We start from the raw sequence: 21,320 nt of genomic DNA, 5'->3' as shown, positions 1-21,320 counted from the left end.
GATTCGGGATGCGGATTTGGGGGGCAGCGTTGGGGGTGGGGCTTGCAGCTTGCTGCATCGCCCCTTCGCGCGCGCAAGTGCCCTCGATCAATCCCGGCGTGATCCAGAACGACGTCGACCGGCAGCGCCGCCAGCTCGAACGGCAGAGCGCGCCGCCCAAGCTCACCGGTCCCGCGGTGATCGGCGGTGAGCGGGAAAAGTCCCAGCTGCTGAAGCCGGGGGGGCCGAAATTCCGCCTGCGCAAGGTCGAGTTCGACGCATCCAAGTTCATCACGCCGGCAGAGCTGGACGAGATCGCGAAGAAATATGTCGGCAAGAACGTCGACATCGCCGCGCTATTGCAGCTCGTTGCCGACATCAACGCCATCTACACCGAGCGCGGCATCGTCACGGGCATCGCGACGCTGCCCGATCAAGACGCCAAAGGTGGTGTGGTCAAGATCAAGCTGACCGAGGGCCGGCTCCAGAAGACGACCATCGAGGGCAACAAGCAGACCCGCACCGATTACATCCTTCAGCGCGTGAAGGAGCCCGAAGGCGAGGTCCTCGACGTTCCAAAACTCAATCGCGACGTGATCTGGTTCAACCGGACCAACGACGTGCAGATCAAGGCGCTGCTCCAGCCTGGCACGAGTTTTGGCCTGACCGATCTCCAGTTCGCCGTGATCGAGCCGCCGGTCGACACCTTGCAACTCTTCACCGACAACCAGGGCGCGGAGAACACCGGGCGCTGGGAGGGCGGAGCCTTCTACAAGCGCCACGGCCTGTTCGGCGTCGACGACCGCCTGACCTTCTACGGCGTCCGCGCCGACGGCAATCTCAACGGCAACGCCGCCTACAGCATTCCGGTCAATCCCTGGGGTGGCCGCGTCGGCGTCAGCTATACCGAAGGCAAGATCAAGATCATCCAGGGACCGTTCGTCGCGCTCGACGTCACCGGACGCTCGAGCCAGGCCGCGGTCAATTTCAGCCAGCCGGTCTGGGTGACGCAGAACTGGCTGATATTGCTCAACGCCGCCGAGACCGAGGGCAAGACGGTCAGCCGCTTCGCCACGGTCTCCGTGACCGACGACCACTACGACAAGGCCACCGCCGGGCTCTCGGTGACCAATTCCGGCAACACCTATTCGATCACGGTCTCGCCGGCGGTGAACTACATCACCTGGCATGATTATGTGCTCGGCAACAACCGCGCGTTCAACACCTATACCGGCTCGCTGATCGCGACCAGCGCGGCGGGGCCGCAGAATTTCAGCGCCAACGTGCTGGCGAGCTGGCAGTACACGCAGGAGAAGCTGCTGCCGGGCGACCAGATCTTCTCGATCGGCGGTCCCACCACCGTGCGCGGCTATCCCTCCAACTCCGCATCCGGCGACAGCGGCTATTATTTCAACGCCGAGCTGCACTACAATTGGTCGTCGTGGCTCAAGGGGTTCGACACCTACATCTTCACCGACTGGGGTGCGGTCTATTCGACATTCCCGGGGATCACCGAGCTCGCTTCGGTCGGCGTCGGCTTCTCATGGACCTATGCGTCGTTCATGACGTTCGAGGCGAATTACGCGACGCCGTTGAAGATGGCCGTCTCGACCCAGAACCATTACGAGGCCTATGGCCGCGTCATCTTCCGGCCGTTGTTGATGTTCCAGAAGCCGGAGAGCCCCGCGCCGGTGGCGGCTGCCGCCGGCAAGAGCAGGTCGTAGCGACAAGCCGCCGCTCTCTCCGTCGTCATTGCGAGGAGCCCGCGACAAAATTGCAAAGCAATTTTGCGCTGGTGCGACGAAGCAATCCAGAATCCCTCCGCGGATGCAGCCTGGATTGCTTCGCCACGCTCGCAATGACGGAGGATGGAGCGGGGGCGCGGCGATTAACGCCGCAGCGTGAATTCCTCCGCGCCGCGCCGGTGTTCCCATTTCGCCTGCTCCAGCTCCGGCTGGTCGCATTCGACTTCCGGATAGCCGATGCAGAGATAGGCGATGAACTTCCAGGAGCTGGGCACGTCGAGAGTGGTGCGAACGCGCTCCGGATTGAGGATCGACACCCAGCCGATGCCGATGCCGTCGGCGCGCGCGGCGAGCCACATCGCGGTGATCGCGGCGACCACGGAATATTCCGTCGTCTCCGGCATGGTCGCGCGGCCGAGGCCGTGGCCGATGTCGCTCGCCTTGTCCGCGAACACGGCGAGGTGACCGGGCGCCTGTTCGAGACCGGACAGTTTTAGTGTGGCATAGCGCGCGGCGCGTTCGCCGGAGTAACAGTTCAGCGCATCGGCGTTGCATGCCCTGAAGTCGTCGATCACGTCGCGGCGTCGTGCGGCATCTTCAACGACAACGAAGCGCCAGGGCTGGCTCAGGCCGACCGAGGGTGAGAGACAGGCGGTCTCGATCAGGCGATCGATGGCGCCGGCCGGCAGCGGATCGGCGCGGAAGCGGCGCACGTCGCGGCGCCACACGAACAGCTCGCGCAAGTGCTGACGGAAGGTGTCGTCGAACTCGACCATGAGATCAGCCTCCCATCCGGAAGGATGCCGCCACCAGCAGAATGAGGATCTCGCCGGTCTGCTCGAATGCGCCGAGGATGTCGCCGGTCTGCCCGCCGATCTGGCGGATGGCAAGCCGCGCCAGCATCAAGCCGGCGAGCGACAGCAGGATCAGGCTGACCAGCGCCTTGCCAGGCCCGAGCGCGAGGGCGAGGGCGAGCGTTCCAGCAGCGAAAGCGATGGCGACGCTGCGGCCCGGCGGCGATCCCGCGCTTGCCGACAGTCCATCAGATCGTGCCGGCGGGACCAGCGACATGAAAGCCGGCACGCCCGCGCGGGCGGCAGTGTGCGCGGCGCACAGCGCGAGCGCGACGGCCCAGGGATTGGCGATCGCCGCGAGCGCGCTCCAGCGCAGACCGAACGACAGGATCAGCGCGCAGACGCCATAGGTGCCGATCCGGCTGTCGCGCATGATCTCGAGCTTGCGCTCGCGCGTCCGGCCGCCGCCGAGCCCGTCGGCGGTATCGGCAAGGCCGTCCTCATGCAGCGCGCCGGTGATGAGCGCGGTCGCGGCCAGCGTGAGCAGGGCGGCGAGGTTCGGTGTCAGTCCGAACCGGCTGGAAACCTTGTAGACCAAGGCACCCGCGAGGCCGACCAGCAGTCCCGCGACGGGGAGTGCCCAGGTCGCGCGCGCGATGGCGCCTTCGCCTGCGGGCTTCGACGATGCCACCGGCAGAATCGTGACGAACGATGCCGCCATCCTGAGATCGGCGATAATCTCTTTGAAAAGCTCGGCGCGCGGCATCATTTCAGTTTCATCGGCAGGCCGGCCACGACGAACTCGACTTCGTCGGAAACCGCCGCGATGACCTGGTTCATGATTCCGGCGGCGTCGCGATAGCTGCGCGCCAGCGCGTTGTCGGGCACGATACCGAGGCCGACCTCGTTGGTGACGAAAATGACGGGGCTCTTCTGGCCGCCCATGAAAGCGGCGAGCTTCATGAGTTCGTGTTCCCAGTCACGCCCCGCATGCATGATATTGGAGAGCCACAAGGTCAGGCAATCCACCAGCCTTGGGCCGGCGCCATCGGTCTCGATCAGAGCTTGCAGGAGATCGAGTGGTACCTCTCGCTCGATCCAGTCGACGGCCGCGCGCTTGGCTCGATGCTTGGCGATGCGCACCTCCATTTCGGCATCGAGCGCCTCGGCCGTCGCGATGTAGATGGGCTGGCCCGGAAAGCTGCGCGCGCGCTTTTCCGCGTGGGCGCTCTTGCCCGATCGTGCTCCGCCCGTGATCAAGATGACGGCCATAAAGTTCTCCTGTGGGCCTGACTAATCACCAATCGCGGCCAAAGACAAAGCCGAAATCAGGCGGCCGGGGGCTTGCGCTCCGCCTTCGCTTTGCGCAACAGGGGCGGGACAGGAGGCGTGCGTGGGTTTTGCGGGGGCGATGGCGGTGGCGATGGCGGTGGATGCCCTGCTGGGCTGGCCGTCGTGGCTGTTCGCGCGGATCGGTCATCCCGTGACCTGGCTGGGCCGGCTGATCTCTGCCATCGACGCCGCCTGGAATCGCGCGTCCGATCCGCCGGCATTTCGCCGTGCTGCGGGCGTGGCTGGAGCGCTTCTGGTGATTGCGATCTCGGTCGCAATCGGCTGGGTACTTCAGTCCTTGCTCCCCTGGGGATGGATAGAGATCATACTCGTGGGTGTGCTGGCCTGGCCGCTGGTCGCCTTGCGCTCGCTTCATGATCATGTCGCTGCCGTCGCGAAGCCCTTACAGGCGGGCGACATCGCCGCTGCGCGCGCAGCGGTGTCGCGCATCGTCGGACGCGATCCCGCGACGCTCGACGAAGCCGGCATCGCGCGCGCGGCGATCGAGAGCCTCGCCGAGAACGCCTCCGACGGCATCGTGGCGCCGGTGTTCTGGGGCGCGCTGTTCGGACTGCCCGGCATTTTGGGCTACAAGGCGATCAACACGCTGGACTCCATGATCGGTCATCGCAGCGAACGCCACGAAGCTTTTGGCTGGGCCGCGGCACGCATCGACGACGTCGCAAACTTCATTCCGGCGCGGCTGACCGGCTTTCTGTTCGTCCTGTTGGCGTCGCGGCGCTCGGTTGCGCTGTCGTGCATGACGCGCGATGCCCGCCGTCACCGCTCGCCCAATGCCGGCTGGCCGGAAGCGGCGATGGCGGGCGCGCTCGGCGTGCGGCTCAGCGGCCCCCGCATCTATCGCGGCAGCGCGACCGATGAGCCCTGGCTCAACGAAGGCGCGCGCGATCCGCTTGCCGCGGACATCAGCCAGGGGTTAACGATCTACCGCCGCGCCATGCTGCTGCTCGCCGGCCTCCTTGCGATCCTGGCCTTCGCGTGAAAGAACGGGGCATGCGCGAGCACGGTGGAAATCTCGATCTGGCCCAGCAGCGTTTTGGCGGGCGCGCGGAGGACTGGATCGATCTGTCGACCGGGATCAACCGCCTGCCTTATCCCGTGGGTGAGGTGAGCCCGCGCGCATGGAACGCGCTGCCGTCGCGCGCTGAGATCGAGAGCCTGCATCAGGCGGCACAGCATGCCTACGGCACAAGCGCGCCGATCGTCGCAATGGGCGGTGCGCAGGCCGCCATTCAATTGCTGCCGCAACTCGCGCCAGTCGGCCGCGCGCGCATCCTCGGGCCGACTTACAACGAATATTCCGGGGTCTTGTCGGCTGCAGGCTGGGATGTCCAGGAGGTCGGCGAGCTCGACGCGCTGGCGGGCACAGATCTCGCCGTCGTCGTCAATCCCAACAATCCCGATGGCCGGCGTTTTGCGCCAGAGGATTTGCTGGCGCTGCTGCCGCGCGTCGGCCGTCTCGTCATCGACGGGAGTTTTGCCGATGCCGCCCCGCAGCTGTCGCTCGCATCCGAGGCGGATCGGCCTGGACTGCTGGTCCTGCGCTCCTTCGGCAAGTTCTATGGTCTTGCCGGCCTGCGGCTTGGGTTTGCGCTCGGCCATGCGGCCGACATCGCCAAGCTCGCGGCGATGTCGGGGCCATGGCCGGTGTCGGGAGCTGCGATCGCGATCGGCTGCCGCGCCTTGCGCGACGACGCCTGGGCCGAGGCCACGTCCGCGCGGCTCGCACGCGACTGTGCCCGCCTCGACGACATCGTGCAGTCGCAAGGCTGGCGGCTCGTCGGTGGTGCGCCGCTGTTTCGTCTCTACGAGACGCCTGATGCGCTTGCTGCGCAGGAGAAACTGGCGCGTAGCCAAATCTGGTCGCGCGTATTCGCGAAAGAGCCGGCATGGCTGCGCCTCGGGCTTCCCGGCAGCGAAGCCGAATGGACGCGCCTTGCCGAGGCGCTAGCGCGCTAGCGCGAGCAGGCCGCCGACGTCGAGATGCTGTTCGATGTGATCGGCGAGGGCGTCGAGCGCGCTCTCGACCCTGCTGTGATAAGGCTCGTCGCCTGCCGGAATGTCGAGCTTTGCGAGATACGCCTTGCGGAAATCATCCGACGTGAACAGGCCGTGCAGATAGCTGCCTTGCACGCGGCCATCGCGTGAGATCGCGCCTTCGGGCTCGCCGTTCAGTTTCGCAAACGGGCGCGCGCGATCCGGTCCGTCGGTGTGGCCGATGTGGATTTCGTAGGCGTCGATAGGCTGGTCCGTGGCGGCATGGACAGCCGCGACGCGCGTCAGCGTCTTCTGCGGGCTCATCATTGTCGCGACGTCCAGAAGTCCGAGGCCCGGCGTGTCGCCGGCGGGACCTTCGATGCCGTCAGGGTCGGCGACGCTGCGTCCGAGCATCTGATAACCGCCGCAGAGGCCAAGCACATGGCCGCCGCGGCGGTGATGCGCCAGGAGATCGATGTCCCAGCCCTGCGCGCGCAGGAAGGCGAGATCGCCGCGGGTGGACTTCGAGCCGGGGATGATGACGAGGCGGACGTCGCCGGGGATGGCTTCGCCCGGCCGCACCATCACGAGATCGACGCCAGGCTCGAGCTTCAACGGATCGAGATCATCGAAATTGGCGATCCGCGACAGCGCGAGGCAGGCGATCTTGCACTGGCCCGGCTTGCGCGCGTCGCTCAGCCCCAGCGCATCCTCGGCTGGCAGCTCGCCGGCGCGCGCGAACCAGGGCAGCACGCCAAGGCCGCGCCACGCGGTCTTCTGCTCGATCAGCTTGTAGCCGTCGTCGAACAGCGAGGGGTCGCCGCGGAACTTGTTGATGACGAAACCCTCGATCATCGCGGCATCGTCGGGGTTGATCACCGTCTTGATGCCGACGAGCTGGGCGATGACGCCGCCGCGGTCGATGTCGCCGACCAGCACGACCGGCACGTCGGCCTTGCGTGCAAAGCCCATATTGGCGATGTCGGCCTTGCGCAGGTTGACCTCGGCCGGGCTGCCGGCGCCTTCGACCAGCACCAGATCGGCGCGCGCTTTCAGCCGCTCGAAGCTTTCCAGCACCGCGCCCATCAGCGACGGTTTCATCGCCGCATATTCACGCGCCCGCGCGGTCGCGATGCGCTTTCCCTGGACGATGATTTGTGCGCCGACATCGGTCTCCGGCTTCAGCAGCACCGGGTTCATGTCGGTGTGCGGCTCGACGCCGGCGGCCAGCGCCTGCAGCGCCTGGGCGCGACCGATCTCGCCGCCGTCGACGGTGACGGCCGCGTTGTTCGACATGTTCTGCGGCTTGAAGGGCAGCACGCGCAGGCCGCGCCGCGTGAAGGCGCGCGCGAGGCCGGCGACGATGAGCGACTTGCCCACGTCCGAGCCGGCCCCCTGGATCATCAATGCGCGCGCCATGGTGTTTTCAGAATCTGGCGTCGTCAGAACTCGACGCCGGCTTGCGCCTTGATGCCGGAGCGGAAGGGGTGCTTGACCAGCGTCATCTCGGTGACGAGATCGGCGATCTCGATCAGCTCGTCCTTGGCGTTGCGCCCGGTGAGCACGACATGCGTCATCGGCGGTTTGTGCGTTTTCAGAAAGTCGACGACCTCGGCGATGTCGAGATAGTCGTAGCGCAGCGCGATGTTGATCTCGTCGAGCACGACCATGCGCAGATTGGAATCTGAGATCAGCTCCTTGGCCTTCGCCCAGCCGGCCTGTGCTGCGGCGATGTCGCGGGCGCGGTCCTGCGTCTCCCAGGTGAACCCTTGGCCCATCGCATGGAACTGGCAGAGCTCGCCGAAATGGCCGGTGAGCAGGCGCCGTTCGCCGGTGTCCCAGGCGCCCTTGATGAACTGCACGACCGCGCAGGGGAAGCCATGGGCGACACAGCGGACGATCATGCCGAAGGCGGAGGTGGACTTGCCCTTGCCGGCGCCGGTGTGGACGATGATGAGGCCCTTTTCGCCGCTCTTGGTCGCCATGATCTTGTCGCGGGCGACCTTGATTTTCGCCATTTTCGCGGCGTGGCGGGCGTCGGTTTCCTCGGCCGTTTGGGTATCCGGTTCAGGCGTCATCTGACAGGGTCCTTCGGCTTGACAAGAGGCGGCCGGGGGCAAATGGTGGCCCGGCGTTGGTTCCTGTCCTATGACAGGCGAAGAGGGAATGCGATAGGGTCCGAATCGACAAGATTCGGCTCCAAACTGCAGCCGCCCCCGCGACCGTGACCGGAGAGATGCCCGAAGCCACTGATCCCCCAGGGGATCGGGAAGGCGGGGATCGAAGGGCCAAAAGCCCTGCTCCGCAAGCCGGGAGACCTGCCAGCGCGGACGAGTTTTGGACCGGCGGACGGGGTGTTCCGCGACGGGGAAACGGACCTTCGGGGGAATGGTCCGTGTGCCTCTTCGCCTCCCGCTGTTTATCCTGGAAGAGGCGATGACCGTCACACTTCACGTCTGTATTACCTGCCGTGCCGGCCAGACGCTCGACGAGGGTGAGACGACGCCCGGCAAGCGCCTGCATGGTGCGATCCTCGACGCCGGCGTGCCCGAGGGCGTCAATGTGGTTCCCGTCGAATGCCTGTCGGCATGCAGCCAGGGTTGCTCGGTTGCGCTCAGCGCGCCCGGCCGCTGGTCCTATGTCTATGGCCGTCTGTCAGAGGCCCATGCGAGCGACGTGGTCGCGGGTGCTGCGGCCTATGCCGCCGCGCCCGACGGCCTCGTGCCCTGGCGCAGCCGTCCCGAAATCTTCCGCAAGCAGTCGCTTGCCCGCATTCCCCCCATTGCCGTGTTGCCGGAGGCCGCCGAATGAACTCGCTCGCAAAAGTCCCTGTGACGGTGGTCACGGGTTTTCTCGGCTCCGGCAAGACCACGCTGATCCAGCATCTGCTCGCAAACCCTGACGGCAAGAAGCTCGCCGTGCTGGTCAACGAGTTCGGCAGCGAGGGTGTCGACGGCGAGATCCTGAAATCCTGCGCCGATGCGAATTGCCCGGAGGAGAACATCGTCGAGCTCGCCAATGGCTGCATCTGCTGCACCGTTGCGGACGATTTCATTCCGACCATGGAAAAGCTCTTGGCGCGGCCGGTGCGGCCCGATCACATCCTGATCGAGACCTCGGGCCTGGCGCTGCCGAAGCCGCTGCTGAAGGCGTTCGACTGGCCGGAGATCCGCTCGCGGATCACGGTCGACGGCGTGATCGCGCTGGCCGATGCCGAGGCTGTTGCCGCCGGCCGTTTTGCGCCGGACCCGGCTGCCGTGGAAGCGCAGCGCGCAGCGGATGGAAATCTCGATCACGAGACGCCGCTGTCGGAAGTGTTCGAGGACCAGATCGCCTGCGCCGACATCGTGCTGCTGACCAAGGCCGATCTTGCGGGGGCCGCAGGGATCGAAGCCGCCAAGGCCGCCATTACCGCCGAGATGCCGCGCCGCGTGCCGATGCTATCCGTCACCGATGGCGCGATCGATGCGCGTGTCATCCTCGGCCTTGGCGCCGCCGCAGAGAACGATCTCGCCGCGCGCCCCTCGCATCACGACGGCGAGGAGGATCACGAGCACGACGATTTCGCCTCCGTTGTGATCGATCTTCCTGAAATCAGCGACATCGACGCACTGGTCGCGTCGGTGCAGCGTCTTTCGCGCGAGCAGAACGTGCTGCGCGTCAAGGGCTATATCGCGGTCGCGGGCAAGCCGATGCGCCTGTTGCTGCAAGCGGTCGGCGAGCGCGTGCGCCACCAGTTCGACAAGCCCTGGGGCGCAGCTCTCAGGCAGTCGAAGCTTGTCGTGATCGGCGAGCACGGCGATATCGACGAGGCCGCGATCAAGGTCGGACTTGGGCTTTCAGGATCTGGTATCTGATGCACGTCGTCTTCCGCGAGAGCCGCGGTCTCGAGGAGACCGCGACGCCAAGGGACATCGGCCAGGACCCGGCCGATCTCGTGGTGCTCTCGTACTCGGATTCCGACCTTGCCGCGTTCGCGGCCGGCTGGCGGCGCGGCCGTAACAGCCTGCCGTCGCTGCGGCTCGCCAATCTCGCGGAGCTGCGTCATCCGTTGTCGGTCGACACCTATATCGAGCGCACGCTGTCGCAGGCGCGCGGCATCCTGGTGCGCCTGATCGGCGGTGAGTCCTATTGGCCGTACGGGCTCGCGGCCCTGCAGCAGCTTGCGAAGAACCGCAACATCGTGCTGGCCGTGCTGCCGGCCGACGGCCGCGACGACACGCGGCTCGATGCCTACTCGACCCTGCCGGTTTCGACGCTGCGCCGGCTCAAGGTGCTCTGCGACACCGGCGGTCCTGTTGCAGCCCAGGCCGCGATCGCGCAGCTCGCGTTGGCCTCGGGCCTTTACGCAGGCCCGGTCGTCGGCGAGATGAACCTGCCTGAGATGGGCTTTTACGATCCCGCGCGTGGCGTCATTGCTGCGCCGATGGCAGGCGAGGGAAAGCCGCTCGCGTTCGTGACCTTCTATCGTTCCTATCTCACCGCCGCGGATACCGGGCCGGTCGACGCCCTGATCGCGGCGCTGCGCGAGCGCGGCTTTGACGCGTACGGCGCGTTCGTCACCTCGCTGAAGGCTCCGGGCGTTGCGGACTGGCTGCGGACCTATTTCGCGACGAATCCTCCGGCCGCGATCGTCAACGCGACGGCGTTCTCGGCGATGGGCGACGACGGCACGACACCGTTCGATGCTGCATCATGTCCCGTCTTCCAGGTCGCGCTCTCATCGGCACGGCGCGAAGACTGGGCGGAGTCGCTGCGCGGCCTGTCGCCCGGCGATCTCGCGATGCATGTGGTGCTGCCGGAGGTCGACGGCCGCCTGTTCGCGGGCGTGGTGAGTTTCAAATCGGCGGCGGAGCGCGATCCCGATCTGCAATTTTCGCATCTGGCGCACCGCCCTGACGAGGAGCGCGTGAACGCCGTCGCCGCGCGCGTTGCGGCCTGGCGGCGCCTCGCGGAGACGCCAGCCGCCGAGAAACGGGTGGCGCTCGTGCTCTCGAACTACCCGGGCCGTCCGCATCAGATCGCGCATGCGGTTGGTCTCGATGCGCTGGCGTCGGTCGAGGCATTGCTGTCTGACCTGACCGAGTCCGGCATCGATGTTGCGCCGGTTCAGGCGCTCGGCGAGACGCTGCTCAAGCAGAACTTGACCTGGAGCGTCGCCGACTACCGCGCGGCGCTCTCGCGCTTGCCGCAAGCCTTGCAGGATGATCTCGCGCAGGCCTGGGGCGCGCCGGAGGATGACCCGAGCTGTCGCGACGGTGCATTTCAGTTCGCGGCCATCGCAAGTGGCCAATCGATCATCGCGGTTCAGCCCGAGCGCGGCGATGCGACCACGCGCGATGCCGACTATCACGATCTCGCCCGCACGCCACGCCACGCCTATGTCGCGTTCTATCTCTGGCTCCGGCAGCAGGGTTTTGACGCCGTCGTGCACATGGGCGCGCATGGCACGCTGGAATGGCTGCCCGGAAGATCCGTGGCGCTGTCCTCACATTGCTGGCCGGAAGCCCTGATCGGCGATCTGCCGGTCATCTATCCCTTCATCGTCAACGATCCCGGCGAGGCCGCGCAGGCCAAGCGGCGCTTGGGTGCCGTCACCATCGGCCATCTGCCGCCGCCGCTGGAACAATCCGCGGTGCCGGACGGCCTGCGCCGGCTCGAACGTTTGCTGGACGAATATTCGACCGCCGATGGTCTCGACCCCGCCCGACGTCAGCGTCTGATCGCCGCGATTCGCGACGAAGCGCGTGCGGCAGGGCTCGAAGACGATCTCGGTCTCGATGCATCGGCTGCACCGGCGGAAGCGATCCCGCGGATCGATCGCTTCGTCTGCGATCTCAAGGAGAGCCAGTTCGGCGACGGGTTGCACGTGTTCGGCCGCGGCACCTGCGCCGACGCGGAGCGCGATGCGTTGCGTGCCGCGCTAGCGGGACAGCGCGTTGCGCCGGGGCCATCGGGCTCGCCGTATCGCGGACGCCAGGACGTGGTGCCCACGGGGCGCAATCTCTTTGCCGTTGATCCGCGCGCGGTGCCGACGCCGTCGGCGCATGCGCAAGGCATCAGGCTCGCGGAAGAGCTGCTGCGTCGCCATTTGCAGGATCACGGCGACTGGCCGAAAGGCCTCGTGGTCGATCTCTGGGGCTCCGCGACGATGCGGACCGCCGGCGAGGAGTTTGCCATGGCGCTGCATCTCGCCGGCCTTGCGCCGCGCTGGGATCACGCCTCCGGCCGCGTCACCGGCTATGACATCATCGCACCGACGGAGCTCGGGCGCCCCCGTATCGACGTCACGCTGCGCGTGTCGGGCCTGTTCCGCGATGTCTTCTCCGGCCTTGCGCAATTGTTCGAGGCCGCCGCCGAGGCGCTCGCAACGCGCGAGGAGGAGGGCGACGAGAATCCCTATCGTCACCGCGCCTCGCGTGTGTTCGCGCCGCGCCCCGGCCAATACGGCGTGGGTCTGTCCGCGATCCCCGATGCCTTTACGGCCGAGACGCGTGATGCCGCCGGCGAAGCCTGGCTGTCGGCATCGTCCTGGGCGTTCTCCGCGGACGGTGCGATGCAGCCGGATCGGGCCGGCATCGAGACGCGGCTCGCATCCGCCGATGCTTTCGTGCACGTCCAGGACTTGCCGGAGACCGATCTTCTGCTCGCCGCGGATTACGCCGCGCATGAAGCAGGCATCGCGGCGGCCGCAGCGCATCTCGGTGCGGCAGGACCATCGCTCTATCACCTCGATACGACGCGGCCCGAGCAGCCGCACGCGCGGACGCTGACCGAGGAAATCTCCCGCGTCGTCCGCGCACGCGCGGCCAATCCGGCCTGGATCGCCGGCATGATGCGGCACGGTTTTCGCGGTGCCGCCGAGATCACCGCGACGCTGGAGCACATGGCCGCCTTCGCGCATCTGGCCGGCGCCGTGCCGCCGCATCTGTTCGATCTCTACTACGATGCGACGCTCGGCGACGCCGATGTCCGCACCTTCATGGCCCGCGAGAATCCGGCGGCGCTCGCCGCGATGGAGACCTGCTTCACACGCCTGCACGAAGCCTCGCTCTGGCGAACGCGCCGCAATTCGATCGCGGCTGCGCTGAAGGAGGCTTCATGAGTGCGGCCGCGATCAAGGGCTGGTGTCCCGGCGCGTTGCGCCCGATGCAATCGGGCGACGGGCTGGTGGTTCGCGTGCGCCCGTTCGGCGGGCGCCTCGAAGCTGCACAGGTCGCCGGGCTTGCTGAGCTCGCCGAACGCTACGGCAATGGTCTCATCGATGTGACGAGCCGCGCCAACCTCCAGATCAGAGGCGTCAGCGAGCAAGGCCATCGCCGGCTGCTCGATGGACTCGCGTTGCTGCGGCTGCTCGACCCCGATACCGACATCGAAGCCCGGCGCAACATTTTGGTGACGCCGTTCTGGAACAGCGGTGATGAGACACAGGCGCTCGCCGCGGAGCTTGAGGAAGCGCTCGCCGACAGCACGCTCGATCTCCCCACAAAGTTCGGCTTCGCCATCGACGATGGAAAGTCGCGCGTACTCGCCGGCGATTCCGCCGACGTGCGCATCGAGCGCGATCACGGCGGCCGGCTCCTGGTGCGGGCCGATGGCGCAAGGCTGGGCCGCTCGGTCGCGCGCGGTGAGACCGTAAGCACGGCCCTCGCGCTCGCGAACTGGTTCATCTCGTCCGGCGGCGCGAAGGGCGGGCGAGGGCGCATGGCAGCTCATATCGCGGTAGGCTCGGTATTGCCTGAGTCTTTGAGCGGCGAAACCGAGCCTGCTCCGGTCATGGCCGCGTCACGACCCGGGCATTATCCGCATGGCGCCCTGGTCGGCGTGGCGTTCGGGCAGATGCTGCACACGACGCTCCATCAATTTTCCGGCTGCGGACATGCGCTGCGCATGACGCCATGGCGGATGGTGTTGAGCGAGGGCAAGCGCGAGATGCCGAGCGGGGCAGGCCTCATCACCGAGCCTTACGATCCGGCGTTGCGCGTGATTGCTTGTAGCGGCGCCCCGCGTTGCCGCGAGGCGCATGCCGACACCCGCGCACTCGCTTCCGCCCTTGCGCCGCGCATCGCCCTCGATACGCGCCTTCACGTCTCCGGCTGCGCCAAGGGCTGCGCGCGTTCCGGCGCGTCCGCGGTGACGCTGGTTGCGACCAGCGCCGGATTCGATCTCGTCCGCGACGGCTCGACCCGCGACGAGCCGGTTCTGCGCGGCCTCAACGGTGCCGACATCGTCAGCGATCCCTCCATCCTGGTCGGAGGCCACTGATGCCGCACACCTACGAGACCGACGGCGCGGCGATCTACCGGCAATCCTTCGCGACCATCCGGGCCGAGGCGGATCTTGCGCGCTTCTCGCCGGACGAGGAGCAGGTGGTGGTGCGGATGATCCACGCCGCCGGCATGGTTGGCCTCGAGGCGCATATCCGCTTCACATCAGGCATGGCGACTGCTGCGCGCGCGGCCTTGCAGAGAGGCGCCCCGATCCTGTGCGACGCGCGCATGGTCTCGGAAGGAATTACGCGCGCGAGACTGCCGGCGGCCAACGCCGTGATCTGCACGCTCGGCGACGAGGCCGTTCCCGCGCTCGCGCAGTCCATGCGCAATACGCGCTCGGCTGCGGCGCTGGAGTTGTGGCGACCGCATCTCGACGGCGCAATCGTTGCGATCGGTAACGCGCCGACCGCGCTGTTTCATCTCCTCAACATGCTCGAGGACCCGGGCTGCCCGCGGCCCGCAGCGATCATCGGCTGCCCGGTCGGCTTCGTCGGCGCGGCCGAATCCAAGGCCGCGCTGATGGCCGATCCGCCGGTGCCGGCGCTGACAGTCGAGGGCCGCCTCGGCGGCTCCGCGATCACGGTCGCCGCCGTGAATGCACTGGCGAGCCGGAGCGAATAGCCATGGGACGCATCATCTGCTGCGGTCTCGGCCCCGGCGATCCTGATATGATGAGCGTGCGCGCTGACCGGACGGTGCGGGCTGCGAAGCATGTCGCCTATTTTCGCAAGAAGGGCCGGCCCGGCCAGGCGCGCCGCATCGTCGAAGGCATGTTGGCCTCCGACGTCACCGAATACGCAATGGAATATCCTGTTACGACGGAGCTCGCCTTCGATAGCCCGGAATATGTGCAGCTGCTGGCCGGCTTCTACGACGAATGGGCGGAACGGCTGGCGCGGCTTTCGCGTGCGGTGGACGTCGTCGTGCTCTGCGAGGGCGATCCTTACTTTTACGGCTCCTTCATGCATCTGCACACGCGCCTGCAAGGCCGTGTCGAGATCGAGGTGATCGCCGGCATTCCCGGCATGGTCGGCTGCTGGAACGGCGTCGGACAGCCGATCGCGCTTGGCGACGACGTGACGACGGTGCTGATGGGGACGCTCGCCGAAGACGAACTCGAGCGGCGCATGCGCGATTCCGATGCGCTGGTCATCATGAAGACCGGCCGCAATCTCGCAAAGGTGCGTCGCGCGCTGGCGTCCGCCGGCCGGCTGGACGATGCCTGGCTGGTCGAGCGCGGCACCATGCCGGGCGAGCGCGTGGTGCGGCTCGCCGATATCGATGCCGCCGACTGTCCCTATTTTGCGATTGTGCTCGTGCACGGCAAGGGCCGGCATCTGGACGCCGCCGAATGACGGGCACGCTGATCATCGCGGGCCTCGGGCCGGGCAGCGATGCGCTGGTGACGCCCGAGGTTTCCGCCGCCCTTGCCGCCGCAACCGACATTCTGGGCTATGCGCCCTATGTTGCGCGCGTGCCGCCGCGGGCAGGGCTCACCTTGCACCCCTCCGACAATCGCGAAGAGCTGCAGCGCGCGAGCGAGGCCCTGCGGCTTGCGGCCGAAGGCGGGCAGGTCGTCGTCGTCTCCTCCGGCGATCCCGGTGTCTTCGCGATGGCGTCGGCCGTGTTCGAGGCGCTCGAACAGGCGCCGCAATGGCGCGAGCTTCCCATTCGCGTTTTGCCCGGTATCACAGCGATGCTGGCGGCGGCCGCGCGCGCCGGCGCGCCGCTCGGCCATGATTTCTGCGCGATCAATCTCTCCGACAATCTCAAGCCGTGGGCGGTGATCGAGAAGCGCCTGCGGCTGGCCGCGGAAGCCGATTTTGCCATTGCGATGTACAATCCGCGCTCGGCAAGCCGGCCGGAGGGTTTTGGCCGCGCGCTTGCGGTGTTGAAGGACACCGGCTGCGGCGAGCGCCTCGTGATCTTCGCGCGCGCGATCAGCGCCGCTGATGAAAGGATCGAGACCGTCACGCTGAACGAAGCGACGCCTGAGATGGCCGACATGCGCACGCTTGTGATCGTCGGCAACTCGCAGACGCGCCGCGTCGGCCGCTGGGTCTATGCCCCGAGGCAGGCGCGATGACCGAGCCACTGCATGATCTCGGCCACGCTCTCAACCCGCAACCGTTCGGGCAGTTTTGGCCGCGCGATCATGATCACGGGCAGGCCGAGCATGCGGGCCGCGTCGATCTTGGCGCGTGCGCCGTCGCCGCCGGAATTGCGGGCGACAATCCATGCGATGCCGCGCGTGCGCATCATTTCGAGCTCGCCGTCGAACGTGAATGGCCCGCGCGACACGATCACGTCCGCAGCGAAGGGCAGCGGTGCTTCGGGCGGATCGACGAACCGCAGCGTGTAGGTGTGCTGTGGCTTGCTCGCGAAGGGCGCGATGTGCTGCCGGCCGATGGCGAGGAACATTTTTGCCGGCGTCTCGGGCAGCGCAGCGAGCGCGGCGGTGACGTCGGCGACTTCGATCCAGGTGTCGCCGGGCGCCTTCGTCCAAGGCGCGCGCTCGAGCGCGATCAGCGGCGTTCCCGTTTGCGCGCACGCCTGGACCGCGTGGCGGCTCATCTCGGCAGCGAAGGGATGCGTGGCGTCGATCGCATGCGTGATGCGCTCACGGCGAATATAGTCGGCAAGCCCGCTCACGCCGCCGAAGCCGCCGATGCGGGTCGGCAGCGGCTGATCGGCGGGCGCGCGGGTTCGGCCGCCATAGGAATACACGGCGTCGATGCCCGCGCGTGCGATTTCCGCGGCGAGCAAACTCGCATCGGCGGTTCCGCCCAGAATGAGGGCGCGCGTCATGGCTGATCCCTGGCTGACCATCATCGGTATCGGCGAAGATGGCCTTGCCGGACTGTCCGAGGCAAGCCGAAAGGCGCTCGCGAAGGCAGAAACTGTTTTTGGTGGCGAGCGTCATCTCGCGCTTGCTGATGTGGAGGGGCGCGGTCGCCCGTGGCCGGTGCCGTTCGACGCAGACATCGTGCTGAGCTGCCGCGGCCGGCCGACGGTGGTACTCGCCTCCGGCGATCCGTTCTGGCACGGTGCCGGTGCAAGTCTCGCCGAGAAGCTCGATGCCAACGAGTGGATCGCGCATTCGGCGCCATCGACCTTCTCGCTCGCCGCCGCGCGGCTGGGCTGGCGCCTCGAAGCCATCGCCTGTCTCGGGCTTCATGCCGCGCCGTTCGAGCGTCTCGTACCGCATCTCGTGCGAGGTGCGCGCATCGTTTGCCTCGTGCGCGACGGCAAGGCGGCCGGTGAGCTCGCCAAATGGCTGAGCGAGCGCGGGTGGGGCGCCTCGGCGTTCTGGACTCTCGCCGCGCTCGGCGGGGCGCGCGAAGGCATCGCTGAGCATCGTGCCGACAGCTTTGAGGGCGATCTCGCCGAAAACCTGGTCGCAGTAGCGGTCGAGGCGAGGGGCGGGCAAGGCATTCCCCGCAGCTCAGGCCTGTCAGACGATCTCTTCGCTCACGACGGCCAGATTACCAAGCGGCCGGTGCGCGCGCTGGCGCTCTCGGCGCTGGCGCCGCGACCCGGCGAGCGGCTGTGGGATATCGGTGCGGGTTCTGGCTCGATCTCGGTGGAATGGGCGCTGTGCGGCGGGACGGCGAGCGCCATCGAGGCACGCGAGGATCGTGCCGCGAATATCCGTAGCAATGCTGCAGCGTTTGGATTGGCGCATCGGATTAATGTCATCGCGGCGTCCGCGCCCGAAGCTCTCGCTGCGCTGGAAGTGCCGGACGCGGTCTTCATCGGTGGCGGTCTCGATATCGCGATGTTCGATGCCATCTGGTCACGGCTCTCGCCGGGTGCGCGGCTCGTCGCGCATGCGGTGACGCTGGAGACGGAGGCGCTGCTCGGCGAACTGCACCAGCGCCACGGCGGCGAGTTGATGCGGGTCGAGATTGCCCATGCAGCGCCGCTCGGTCGCTACAGGTCCTGGGAAGCGTCGCGGCCCGTGGTGCAATGGAGTGCGGTTCGATGAAAGTCGCCGGACTCGGATTCAAGAAGGATGTCACGCTGGCTTCGCTGCGCGAGGCGCTGCTGGCAGCCGGTGGTTCCGAAGGCCTCGCGGCGGTCGCGACTGTCAGCGACAAGGCCGACGCGGAAGTGCTGAAGCAGCTCGCGCGCGAATGCGGCGTACCGATCAAGCCGGTTCCGGCGGACATGCTGGCCGGCATCGAGACGCCGACGCAGTCAAAACTCGTCGCGGAAAAGTTCGGCACGGGCTCGGTCGCTGAAGCCGCGGCGCTCGTTGCGGCTGGCCCCCGCGCGCGATTGATTGCGACGCGGGTGGTCTCGCGGGATCGCACCGCGACCGCCGCGATCGCGGAAGGAGACGGCGCATGACGGTGCACTTCATCGGTGCAGGACCGGGCGCTCCGGATTTGCTGACGTTGCGCGGACGCGACCTGATCGCGGCCTGTCCGGTCTGCCTCTATGCGGGCTCGCTGGTGCCCGAGGGCGTGCTGGCGCATTGCCCGCCCGGCGCCCGCATCGTCAACACCGCGCCGCTGTCGCTCGACGAGATCATCGCGGAGATCGCTGCCGCGCATGCCGACGGCAAGGATGTTGCTCGCTTGCATTCCGGCGATCTCGCGATCTGGTCGGCGATGGGCGAGCAGCTTCGCCGCCTGCGCGCGCTCGGTATTCCCTACACGGTCACGCCGGGCGTGCCGTCCTTCTCGGCTGCGGCAGCTGCACTGGAGGTCGAGCTGACGCTTCCCGGTCTTGCCCAGACGGTGGTGCTGACGCGCACGCCGGGCCGCGCCAGCGCAATGCCTGAGGGCGAAAAGCTCGCGTCGTTCGCCGCCACCGGTGCGGTGCTCGCGATCCATCTGTCGATCCATCTGCTCGACAAGGTCGTCGCCGAGCTGACGCCGCATTACGGCGCGGATTGCCCGGTCGCCATCGTCTGGCGCGCGAGCTGGCCGGACCAGCGCATCGTTCGCGCCACGCTGGCGACGCTCGATGCCGCCGTCGGCACCGAGATGGAGCGCACGGCACTCATTTTGGTTGGCAAGACGCTTGGAGCGGCGGATTTCGACGAGAGCCGCCTCTATGCCGTCGACTACGACCGCCGCTATCGGCCGGTCGGCGCCGATCCGCGCTTTCCGGAGGCATTGTGATGCCGGCAGGGCTCGTCATCTCCGCGCCGGCCTCCGGCGTCGGCAAGACCACGCTGACGCTGGCGCTCGCGCGCGCCTGGCGCAATGGCGGATTGAACGTGCAGTGCTTCAAGAGCGGGCCCGATTATATCGATCCCGCCTTCCATGCCGCTGCGACGGGGCGCGCTTCCGTCAACGTCGATAGCTGGGCGATGGATCGCGGGACGATTGCTCATCTCGTCGGTCGCGGCACTAATGCCGATGTCGTGCTCGCGGAGGGCTCGATGGGCCTGTTCGACGGCGTCGCGGCGCGCGGCGTCTCCGGCACCGGCGCCACCGCCGACATTGCCGAGATGCTGGGCTGGCCGGTGCTGCTGGTGATCGATCCCTCCGGACAGGCGCAGACGGCGGCGGCGATCGCCGCAGGCCTTCGCGACTATCGAGCCGGTGTGCGCCTTGCCGGCGTGGTGCTCAACCGCGTCGCCAGCCCACGGCATGAAGATCTCGTGCGGCGTGCACTCAACGACGCCGGCATCGCCGTGTTCGGCGCGCTGCCGCGTCATGCCGAGATCAGCCTGCCGAAACGGCATCTCGGCCTGGTGCAGGCCGAGGAGCAGGCCGAGATCGGCAAGCTGATCGACGAAGCCGCGCGCTTCGTCGCCGAGCATGTCGATCTCGATGCGGTGCTGCGATCGGCAGCAAGCTGGTCGCCGCAACCGGCGGTAAACGGCATGAACGTGACGCCGCCCGGGCAGCGCATTGCGTTGGCCCGCGATGCCGCGTTCTCCTTCATCTATCCGCACATGCTGGAGGCCTGGCGCGCGGCCGGCGCCGAGATCTCGACATTCTCGCCGCTTGCCGATGAAGCGCCCGACGCGAGCGCCGACGTCTGCTGGCTGCCCGGCGGCTATCCCGAGCTGCACGCGGGGAAGATCGCGGCCAATGCCCGCTTTCGCAGTGGCTTGCGCGCGTTCGCTGACACACGGCCGGTGCACGGCGAATGCGGAGGCTATATGGTGCTGGGAACCGCTCTGACCGACGCCGACGGCATTCGCCATGAGATGACGGGCCTGCTCGGACTGGAGACGAGCTTTGCCAAGCGCCGCATGCATCTCGGCTATCGTCTCGCTGCGCTCGCCGCGCCGATGCCGGGCCATCAGGTCGGTGCGCGCCTGCGCGGTCATGAGTTCCACTATTCGACGATTATCGCGCAGCCCGATACGCCGCTGGCGGTCGTGCACGATGCAACAGGCGCGGTCATCGCCGAGACCGGCTCGCGGCGGGGACAAGCCACCGGCACGTTCTTCCATCTGATCGCGGAGGATCGGTGAGCGGTTTTGTCACTTTCATCTCGGCCGGCCCCGGCGACCCCGAGCTCCTCACGCTCAAAGGCGCCGCGCGGCTGCGCGATGCCGACGTCGTGCTCTATGACGACCTCGCCTCCGGCGCGATCCTCGATCTGGCCCGGCCCGGCGCCAATCTCGTCGCGGTCGGGAAGCGGGCAGGGCGGCCCTCGACCAAGCAGCACCACGTCAACCGCCTGCTGATCGACTACGCCGCGGCCGGCGTCCGTGTGGTGCGGCTGAAATCGGGCGATGCCGGTATCTTTGGCCGGCTCGAGGAGGAGCTGGAGGCGCTGCGCGAAGCCGGCATCGGCTACGAGATCATTCCCGGAATCACCTCGGCCTGTGTCGCCGCCGCGCAAGCCGGCATTCCCCTGACCCGGCGCCACACGTCGCGCCGGGTGCAGTTCGTGACCGGGGCCGATGTCACCGGCGAGCTGCCGCAGAATTTGAACTGGGCGGCGCTGGCGGATCCCGAAGCGACCACCGTGGTCTATATGGGCCGGCGCACCTTTCCGGCGCTTGTCGCAAAATTGATCGAGCACGGCCTCGCGCCGGATACCCCGGCGCTGTTCGCCGAATCCCTCGGTCGTCCCGACGAGCGGCTGGTCCGCACCACCATTGCCGAGCTGGCCGAACAGCTTGCGCGGGGCGGCGCCGCCTCGACGGCTGCCGTGATCCTGTTCGGCGCGCTGGCGGGCGATTATCCGTCATGACCGTCCCGGCCGCCCTTCGCCCCTTGACG

The 21,320-nt window shown here is 67.5% G+C and carries 21 protein-coding genes and 1 riboswitch; of the genes, 15 read left to right on the top strand and 6 right to left on the bottom strand.

Annotated features, from left to right (window positions below; translation table 11 throughout):
• The first annotated feature begins 8 nt into the window (after nt 1–8).
• Nucleotides 9–1,703 (top strand): ShlB/FhaC/HecB family hemolysin secretion/activation protein, encoded by a 1,695-nt coding sequence (locus CT676_RS28510; RefSeq protein ID WP_085403119.1) that lies wholly within the window; start codon nt 9–11, stop codon nt 1,701–1,703.
• A gap of 164 nt (nt 1,704–1,867) precedes the next feature.
• Here CT676_RS28510 and bluB read toward each other — a convergent pair whose 3' ends face one another.
• From bluB to cobU, 3 genes are read right to left on the bottom strand one after another with little or no spacing between them, the layout of a single operon-like run.
• A complete protein-coding gene (gene bluB / locus CT676_RS28505; protein WP_085403120.1) occupies nt 1,868–2,500 on the bottom strand; it encodes a 5,6-dimethylbenzimidazole synthase in 633 nt (210 codons plus the stop codon).
• A 4-nt stretch (nt 2,501–2,504) separates the two neighbouring features.
• Nucleotides 2,505–3,287 carry an adenosylcobinamide-GDP ribazoletransferase gene (cobS, locus tag CT676_RS28500; RefSeq protein WP_085403121.1) on the bottom strand — a complete coding sequence of 261 codons (783 nt, stop codon included), beginning with the start codon at nt 3,285–3,287 and terminating at the stop codon, nt 2,505–2,507.
• On the bottom strand, nt 3,284–3,790 hold the full coding sequence (cobU, locus tag CT676_RS28495; protein WP_063984439.1) for a bifunctional adenosylcobinamide kinase/adenosylcobinamide-phosphate guanylyltransferase: 507 nt from the start codon (nt 3,788–3,790) through the stop codon (nt 3,284–3,286). Before cobU ends, cobS begins: the two co-directional genes overlap by 4 nt.
• Nucleotides 3,791–3,911: 121 nt before the next feature.
• On the opposite strand from cobU, the gene cbiB reads away from it, so the two are divergent.
• Both cbiB and cobD read left to right on the top strand, forming a co-directional pair.
• Nucleotides 3,912–4,853 carry an adenosylcobinamide-phosphate synthase CbiB gene (gene cbiB / locus CT676_RS28490; protein ID WP_167768192.1) on the top strand — a complete coding sequence of 314 codons (942 nt, stop codon included), beginning with the start codon at nt 3,912–3,914 and terminating at the stop codon, nt 4,851–4,853.
• Between the two features lie 11 nt (nt 4,854–4,864).
• Entirely contained in the window at nt 4,865–5,830 is a 966-nt protein-coding gene (gene cobD, locus CT676_RS28485; RefSeq protein WP_085403123.1) for a threonine-phosphate decarboxylase CobD, read from the top strand.
• On the opposite strand, the gene CT676_RS28480 is transcribed toward cobD, so the two are convergent.
• Both CT676_RS28480 and cobO read right to left on the bottom strand, forming a co-directional pair.
• Nucleotides 5,819–7,267, bottom strand: coding sequence for a cobyric acid synthase (locus tag CT676_RS28480; protein ID WP_135215879.1), 1,449 nt, complete (start codon nt 7,265–7,267; stop codon nt 5,819–5,821). The two genes, cobD and CT676_RS28480, sit on opposite strands and share 12 nt — an antisense overlap.
• 23 nt (nt 7,268–7,290) lie before the next feature.
• The gene (gene cobO / locus CT676_RS28475; protein WP_135215878.1) at nt 7,291–7,926 is read right to left on the bottom strand and encodes a cob(I)yrinic acid a,c-diamide adenosyltransferase; all 636 of its coding nucleotides are present in this window, start codon (nt 7,924–7,926) and stop codon (nt 7,291–7,293) included.
• Between the two features lie 40 nt (nt 7,927–7,966).
• Nucleotides 7,967–8,189: riboswitch (cobalamin riboswitch) on the top strand.
• Nucleotides 8,190–8,284: 95 nt separating this feature from the next.
• Here cobO and CT676_RS28470 point away from each other — a divergent pair.
• From CT676_RS28470 to cobJ, 7 genes are read left to right on the top strand one after another with little or no spacing between them, the layout of a single operon-like run.
• Nucleotides 8,285–8,659, top strand: a complete 375-nt coding sequence (locus CT676_RS28470; protein WP_028148471.1) for a DUF1636 domain-containing protein — start codon at nt 8,285–8,287, stop codon at nt 8,657–8,659.
• Nucleotides 8,656–9,705, top strand: a complete 1,050-nt coding sequence (cobW, locus tag CT676_RS28465) for a cobalamin biosynthesis protein CobW (protein ID WP_085403126.1) — start codon at nt 8,656–8,658, stop codon at nt 9,703–9,705. Before CT676_RS28470 ends, cobW begins: the two co-directional genes overlap by 4 nt.
• Nucleotides 9,705–12,953, top strand: coding sequence for a cobaltochelatase subunit CobN (gene cobN, locus CT676_RS28460; RefSeq protein WP_085403127.1), 3,249 nt, complete (start codon nt 9,705–9,707; stop codon nt 12,951–12,953). Before cobW ends, cobN begins: the two co-directional genes overlap by 1 nt.
• A complete protein-coding gene (gene cobG, locus CT676_RS28455; RefSeq protein WP_085403128.1) occupies nt 12,950–14,113 on the top strand; it encodes a precorrin-3B synthase in 1,164 nt (387 codons plus the stop codon). Before cobN ends, cobG begins: the two co-directional genes overlap by 4 nt.
• A complete protein-coding gene (locus tag CT676_RS28450) occupies nt 14,113–14,742 on the top strand; it encodes a precorrin-8X methylmutase (RefSeq protein ID WP_085403129.1) in 630 nt (209 codons plus the stop codon). Before cobG ends, CT676_RS28450 begins: the two co-directional genes overlap by 1 nt.
• 2 nt (nt 14,743–14,744) lie before the next feature.
• A complete protein-coding gene (locus CT676_RS28445; RefSeq protein WP_085403130.1) occupies nt 14,745–15,476 on the top strand; it encodes a precorrin-2 C(20)-methyltransferase in 732 nt (243 codons plus the stop codon).
• Nucleotides 15,473–16,207: a precorrin-3B C(17)-methyltransferase gene (gene cobJ, locus CT676_RS28440; RefSeq protein WP_085403131.1), complete on the top strand. Its 735-nt coding sequence runs from the start codon at nt 15,473–15,475 to the stop codon at nt 16,205–16,207. Before CT676_RS28445 ends, cobJ begins: the two co-directional genes overlap by 4 nt.
• Here the strand turns inward: cobJ and CT676_RS28435 are convergent.
• On the bottom strand, nt 16,183–16,929 hold the full coding sequence (locus CT676_RS28435) for a cobalt-precorrin-6A reductase (RefSeq protein ID WP_135215877.1): 747 nt from the start codon (nt 16,927–16,929) through the stop codon (nt 16,183–16,185). The two genes, cobJ and CT676_RS28435, sit on opposite strands and share 25 nt — an antisense overlap.
• Between CT676_RS28435 and cbiT the strand changes: the two genes are divergently transcribed.
• The 5 genes from cbiT to cobA are packed head-to-tail and all read left to right on the top strand — an operon-like array spanning nt 16,928 to nt 21,291.
• Nucleotides 16,928–18,109, top strand: coding sequence for a precorrin-6Y C5,15-methyltransferase (decarboxylating) subunit CbiT (gene cbiT / locus CT676_RS28430; RefSeq protein WP_135215876.1), 1,182 nt, complete (start codon nt 16,928–16,930; stop codon nt 18,107–18,109). The two genes, CT676_RS28435 and cbiT, sit on opposite strands and share 2 nt — an antisense overlap.
• The gene (locus CT676_RS28425) at nt 18,106–18,474 is read left to right on the top strand and encodes a cobalamin biosynthesis protein (protein ID WP_167768191.1); all 369 of its coding nucleotides are present in this window, start codon (nt 18,106–18,108) and stop codon (nt 18,472–18,474) included. The genes cbiT and CT676_RS28425 overlap by 4 nt, the downstream gene beginning before the upstream one ends.
• Complete coding sequence (gene cobM, locus CT676_RS28420; RefSeq protein ID WP_135215874.1) at nt 18,471–19,253, top strand: precorrin-4 C(11)-methyltransferase; 783 nt, start codon at nt 18,471–18,473, stop codon at nt 19,251–19,253. Before CT676_RS28425 ends, cobM begins: the two co-directional genes overlap by 4 nt.
• Nucleotides 19,253–20,563, top strand: coding sequence for a cobyrinate a,c-diamide synthase (locus CT676_RS28415; protein WP_135215873.1), 1,311 nt, complete (start codon nt 19,253–19,255; stop codon nt 20,561–20,563). Before cobM ends, CT676_RS28415 begins: the two co-directional genes overlap by 1 nt.
• Nucleotides 20,560–21,291 (top strand): uroporphyrinogen-III C-methyltransferase, encoded by a 732-nt coding sequence (gene cobA, locus CT676_RS28410; RefSeq protein ID WP_028148459.1) that lies wholly within the window; start codon nt 20,560–20,562, stop codon nt 21,289–21,291. The genes CT676_RS28415 and cobA overlap by 4 nt, the downstream gene beginning before the upstream one ends.
• Nucleotides 21,292–21,320 lie beyond the last annotated feature (29 nt).

The organism is Bradyrhizobium sp. MOS001, assembly GCF_004634465.1.
GTDB lineage: Bacteria > Pseudomonadota > Alphaproteobacteria > Rhizobiales > Xanthobacteraceae > Bradyrhizobium > Bradyrhizobium barranii.
The sequence above is the reverse complement of the archived record's forward strand: the minus strand, read 5'-3'. Positions and strand labels throughout refer to the sequence as shown.

What these genes read in the sequence shown, in the direction of transcription:
- CT676_RS28510 (WP_085403119.1), top strand. Translation starts at nt 9, where the DNA reads ATGCGGATTTGGGGGGCAGCGTTGGGGGTGGGGCTTGCAGCTTGCTGC.
- bluB (WP_085403120.1), bottom strand. Translation starts at nt 2,500, where the DNA reads ATGGTCGAGTTCGACGACACCTTCCGTCAGCACTTGCGCGAGCTGTTC.
- cobS (WP_085403121.1), bottom strand. Translation starts at nt 3,287, where the DNA reads ATGATGCCGCGCGCCGAGCTTTTCAAAGAGATTATCGCCGATCTCAGG.
- cobU (WP_063984439.1), bottom strand. Translation starts at nt 3,790, where the DNA reads ATGGCCGTCATCTTGATCACGGGCGGAGCACGATCGGGCAAGAGCGCC.
- cobD (WP_085403123.1), top strand. Translation starts at nt 4,865, where the DNA reads ATGCGCGAGCACGGTGGAAATCTCGATCTGGCCCAGCAGCGTTTTGGC.
- CT676_RS28480 (WP_135215879.1), bottom strand. Translation starts at nt 7,267, where the DNA reads ATGGCGCGCGCATTGATGATCCAGGGGGCCGGCTCGGACGTGGGCAAG.
- cobO (WP_135215878.1), bottom strand. Translation starts at nt 7,926, where the DNA reads ATGACGCCTGAACCGGATACCCAAACGGCCGAGGAAACCGACGCCCGC.
- CT676_RS28470 (WP_028148471.1), top strand. Translation starts at nt 8,285, where the DNA reads ATGACCGTCACACTTCACGTCTGTATTACCTGCCGTGCCGGCCAGACG.
- cobW (WP_085403126.1), top strand. Translation starts at nt 8,656, where the DNA reads ATGAACTCGCTCGCAAAAGTCCCTGTGACGGTGGTCACGGGTTTTCTC.
- cobN (WP_085403127.1), top strand. Translation starts at nt 9,705, where the DNA reads ATGCACGTCGTCTTCCGCGAGAGCCGCGGTCTCGAGGAGACCGCGACG.
- cobG (WP_085403128.1), top strand. Translation starts at nt 12,950, where the DNA reads ATGAGTGCGGCCGCGATCAAGGGCTGGTGTCCCGGCGCGTTGCGCCCG.
- CT676_RS28450 (WP_085403129.1), top strand. Translation starts at nt 14,113, where the DNA reads ATGCCGCACACCTACGAGACCGACGGCGCGGCGATCTACCGGCAATCC.
- CT676_RS28445 (WP_085403130.1), top strand. Translation starts at nt 14,745, where the DNA reads ATGGGACGCATCATCTGCTGCGGTCTCGGCCCCGGCGATCCTGATATG.
- cobJ (WP_085403131.1), top strand. Translation starts at nt 15,473, where the DNA reads ATGACGGGCACGCTGATCATCGCGGGCCTCGGGCCGGGCAGCGATGCG.
- cbiT (WP_135215876.1), top strand. Translation starts at nt 16,928, where the DNA reads ATGGCTGATCCCTGGCTGACCATCATCGGTATCGGCGAAGATGGCCTT.
- CT676_RS28435 (WP_135215877.1), bottom strand. Translation starts at nt 16,929, where the DNA reads ATGACGCGCGCCCTCATTCTGGGCGGAACCGCCGATGCGAGTTTGCTC.
- CT676_RS28425 (WP_167768191.1), top strand. Translation starts at nt 18,106, where the DNA reads ATGAAAGTCGCCGGACTCGGATTCAAGAAGGATGTCACGCTGGCTTCG.
- cobM (WP_135215874.1), top strand. Translation starts at nt 18,471, where the DNA reads ATGACGGTGCACTTCATCGGTGCAGGACCGGGCGCTCCGGATTTGCTG.
- CT676_RS28415 (WP_135215873.1), top strand. Translation starts at nt 19,253, where the DNA reads ATGCCGGCAGGGCTCGTCATCTCCGCGCCGGCCTCCGGCGTCGGCAAG.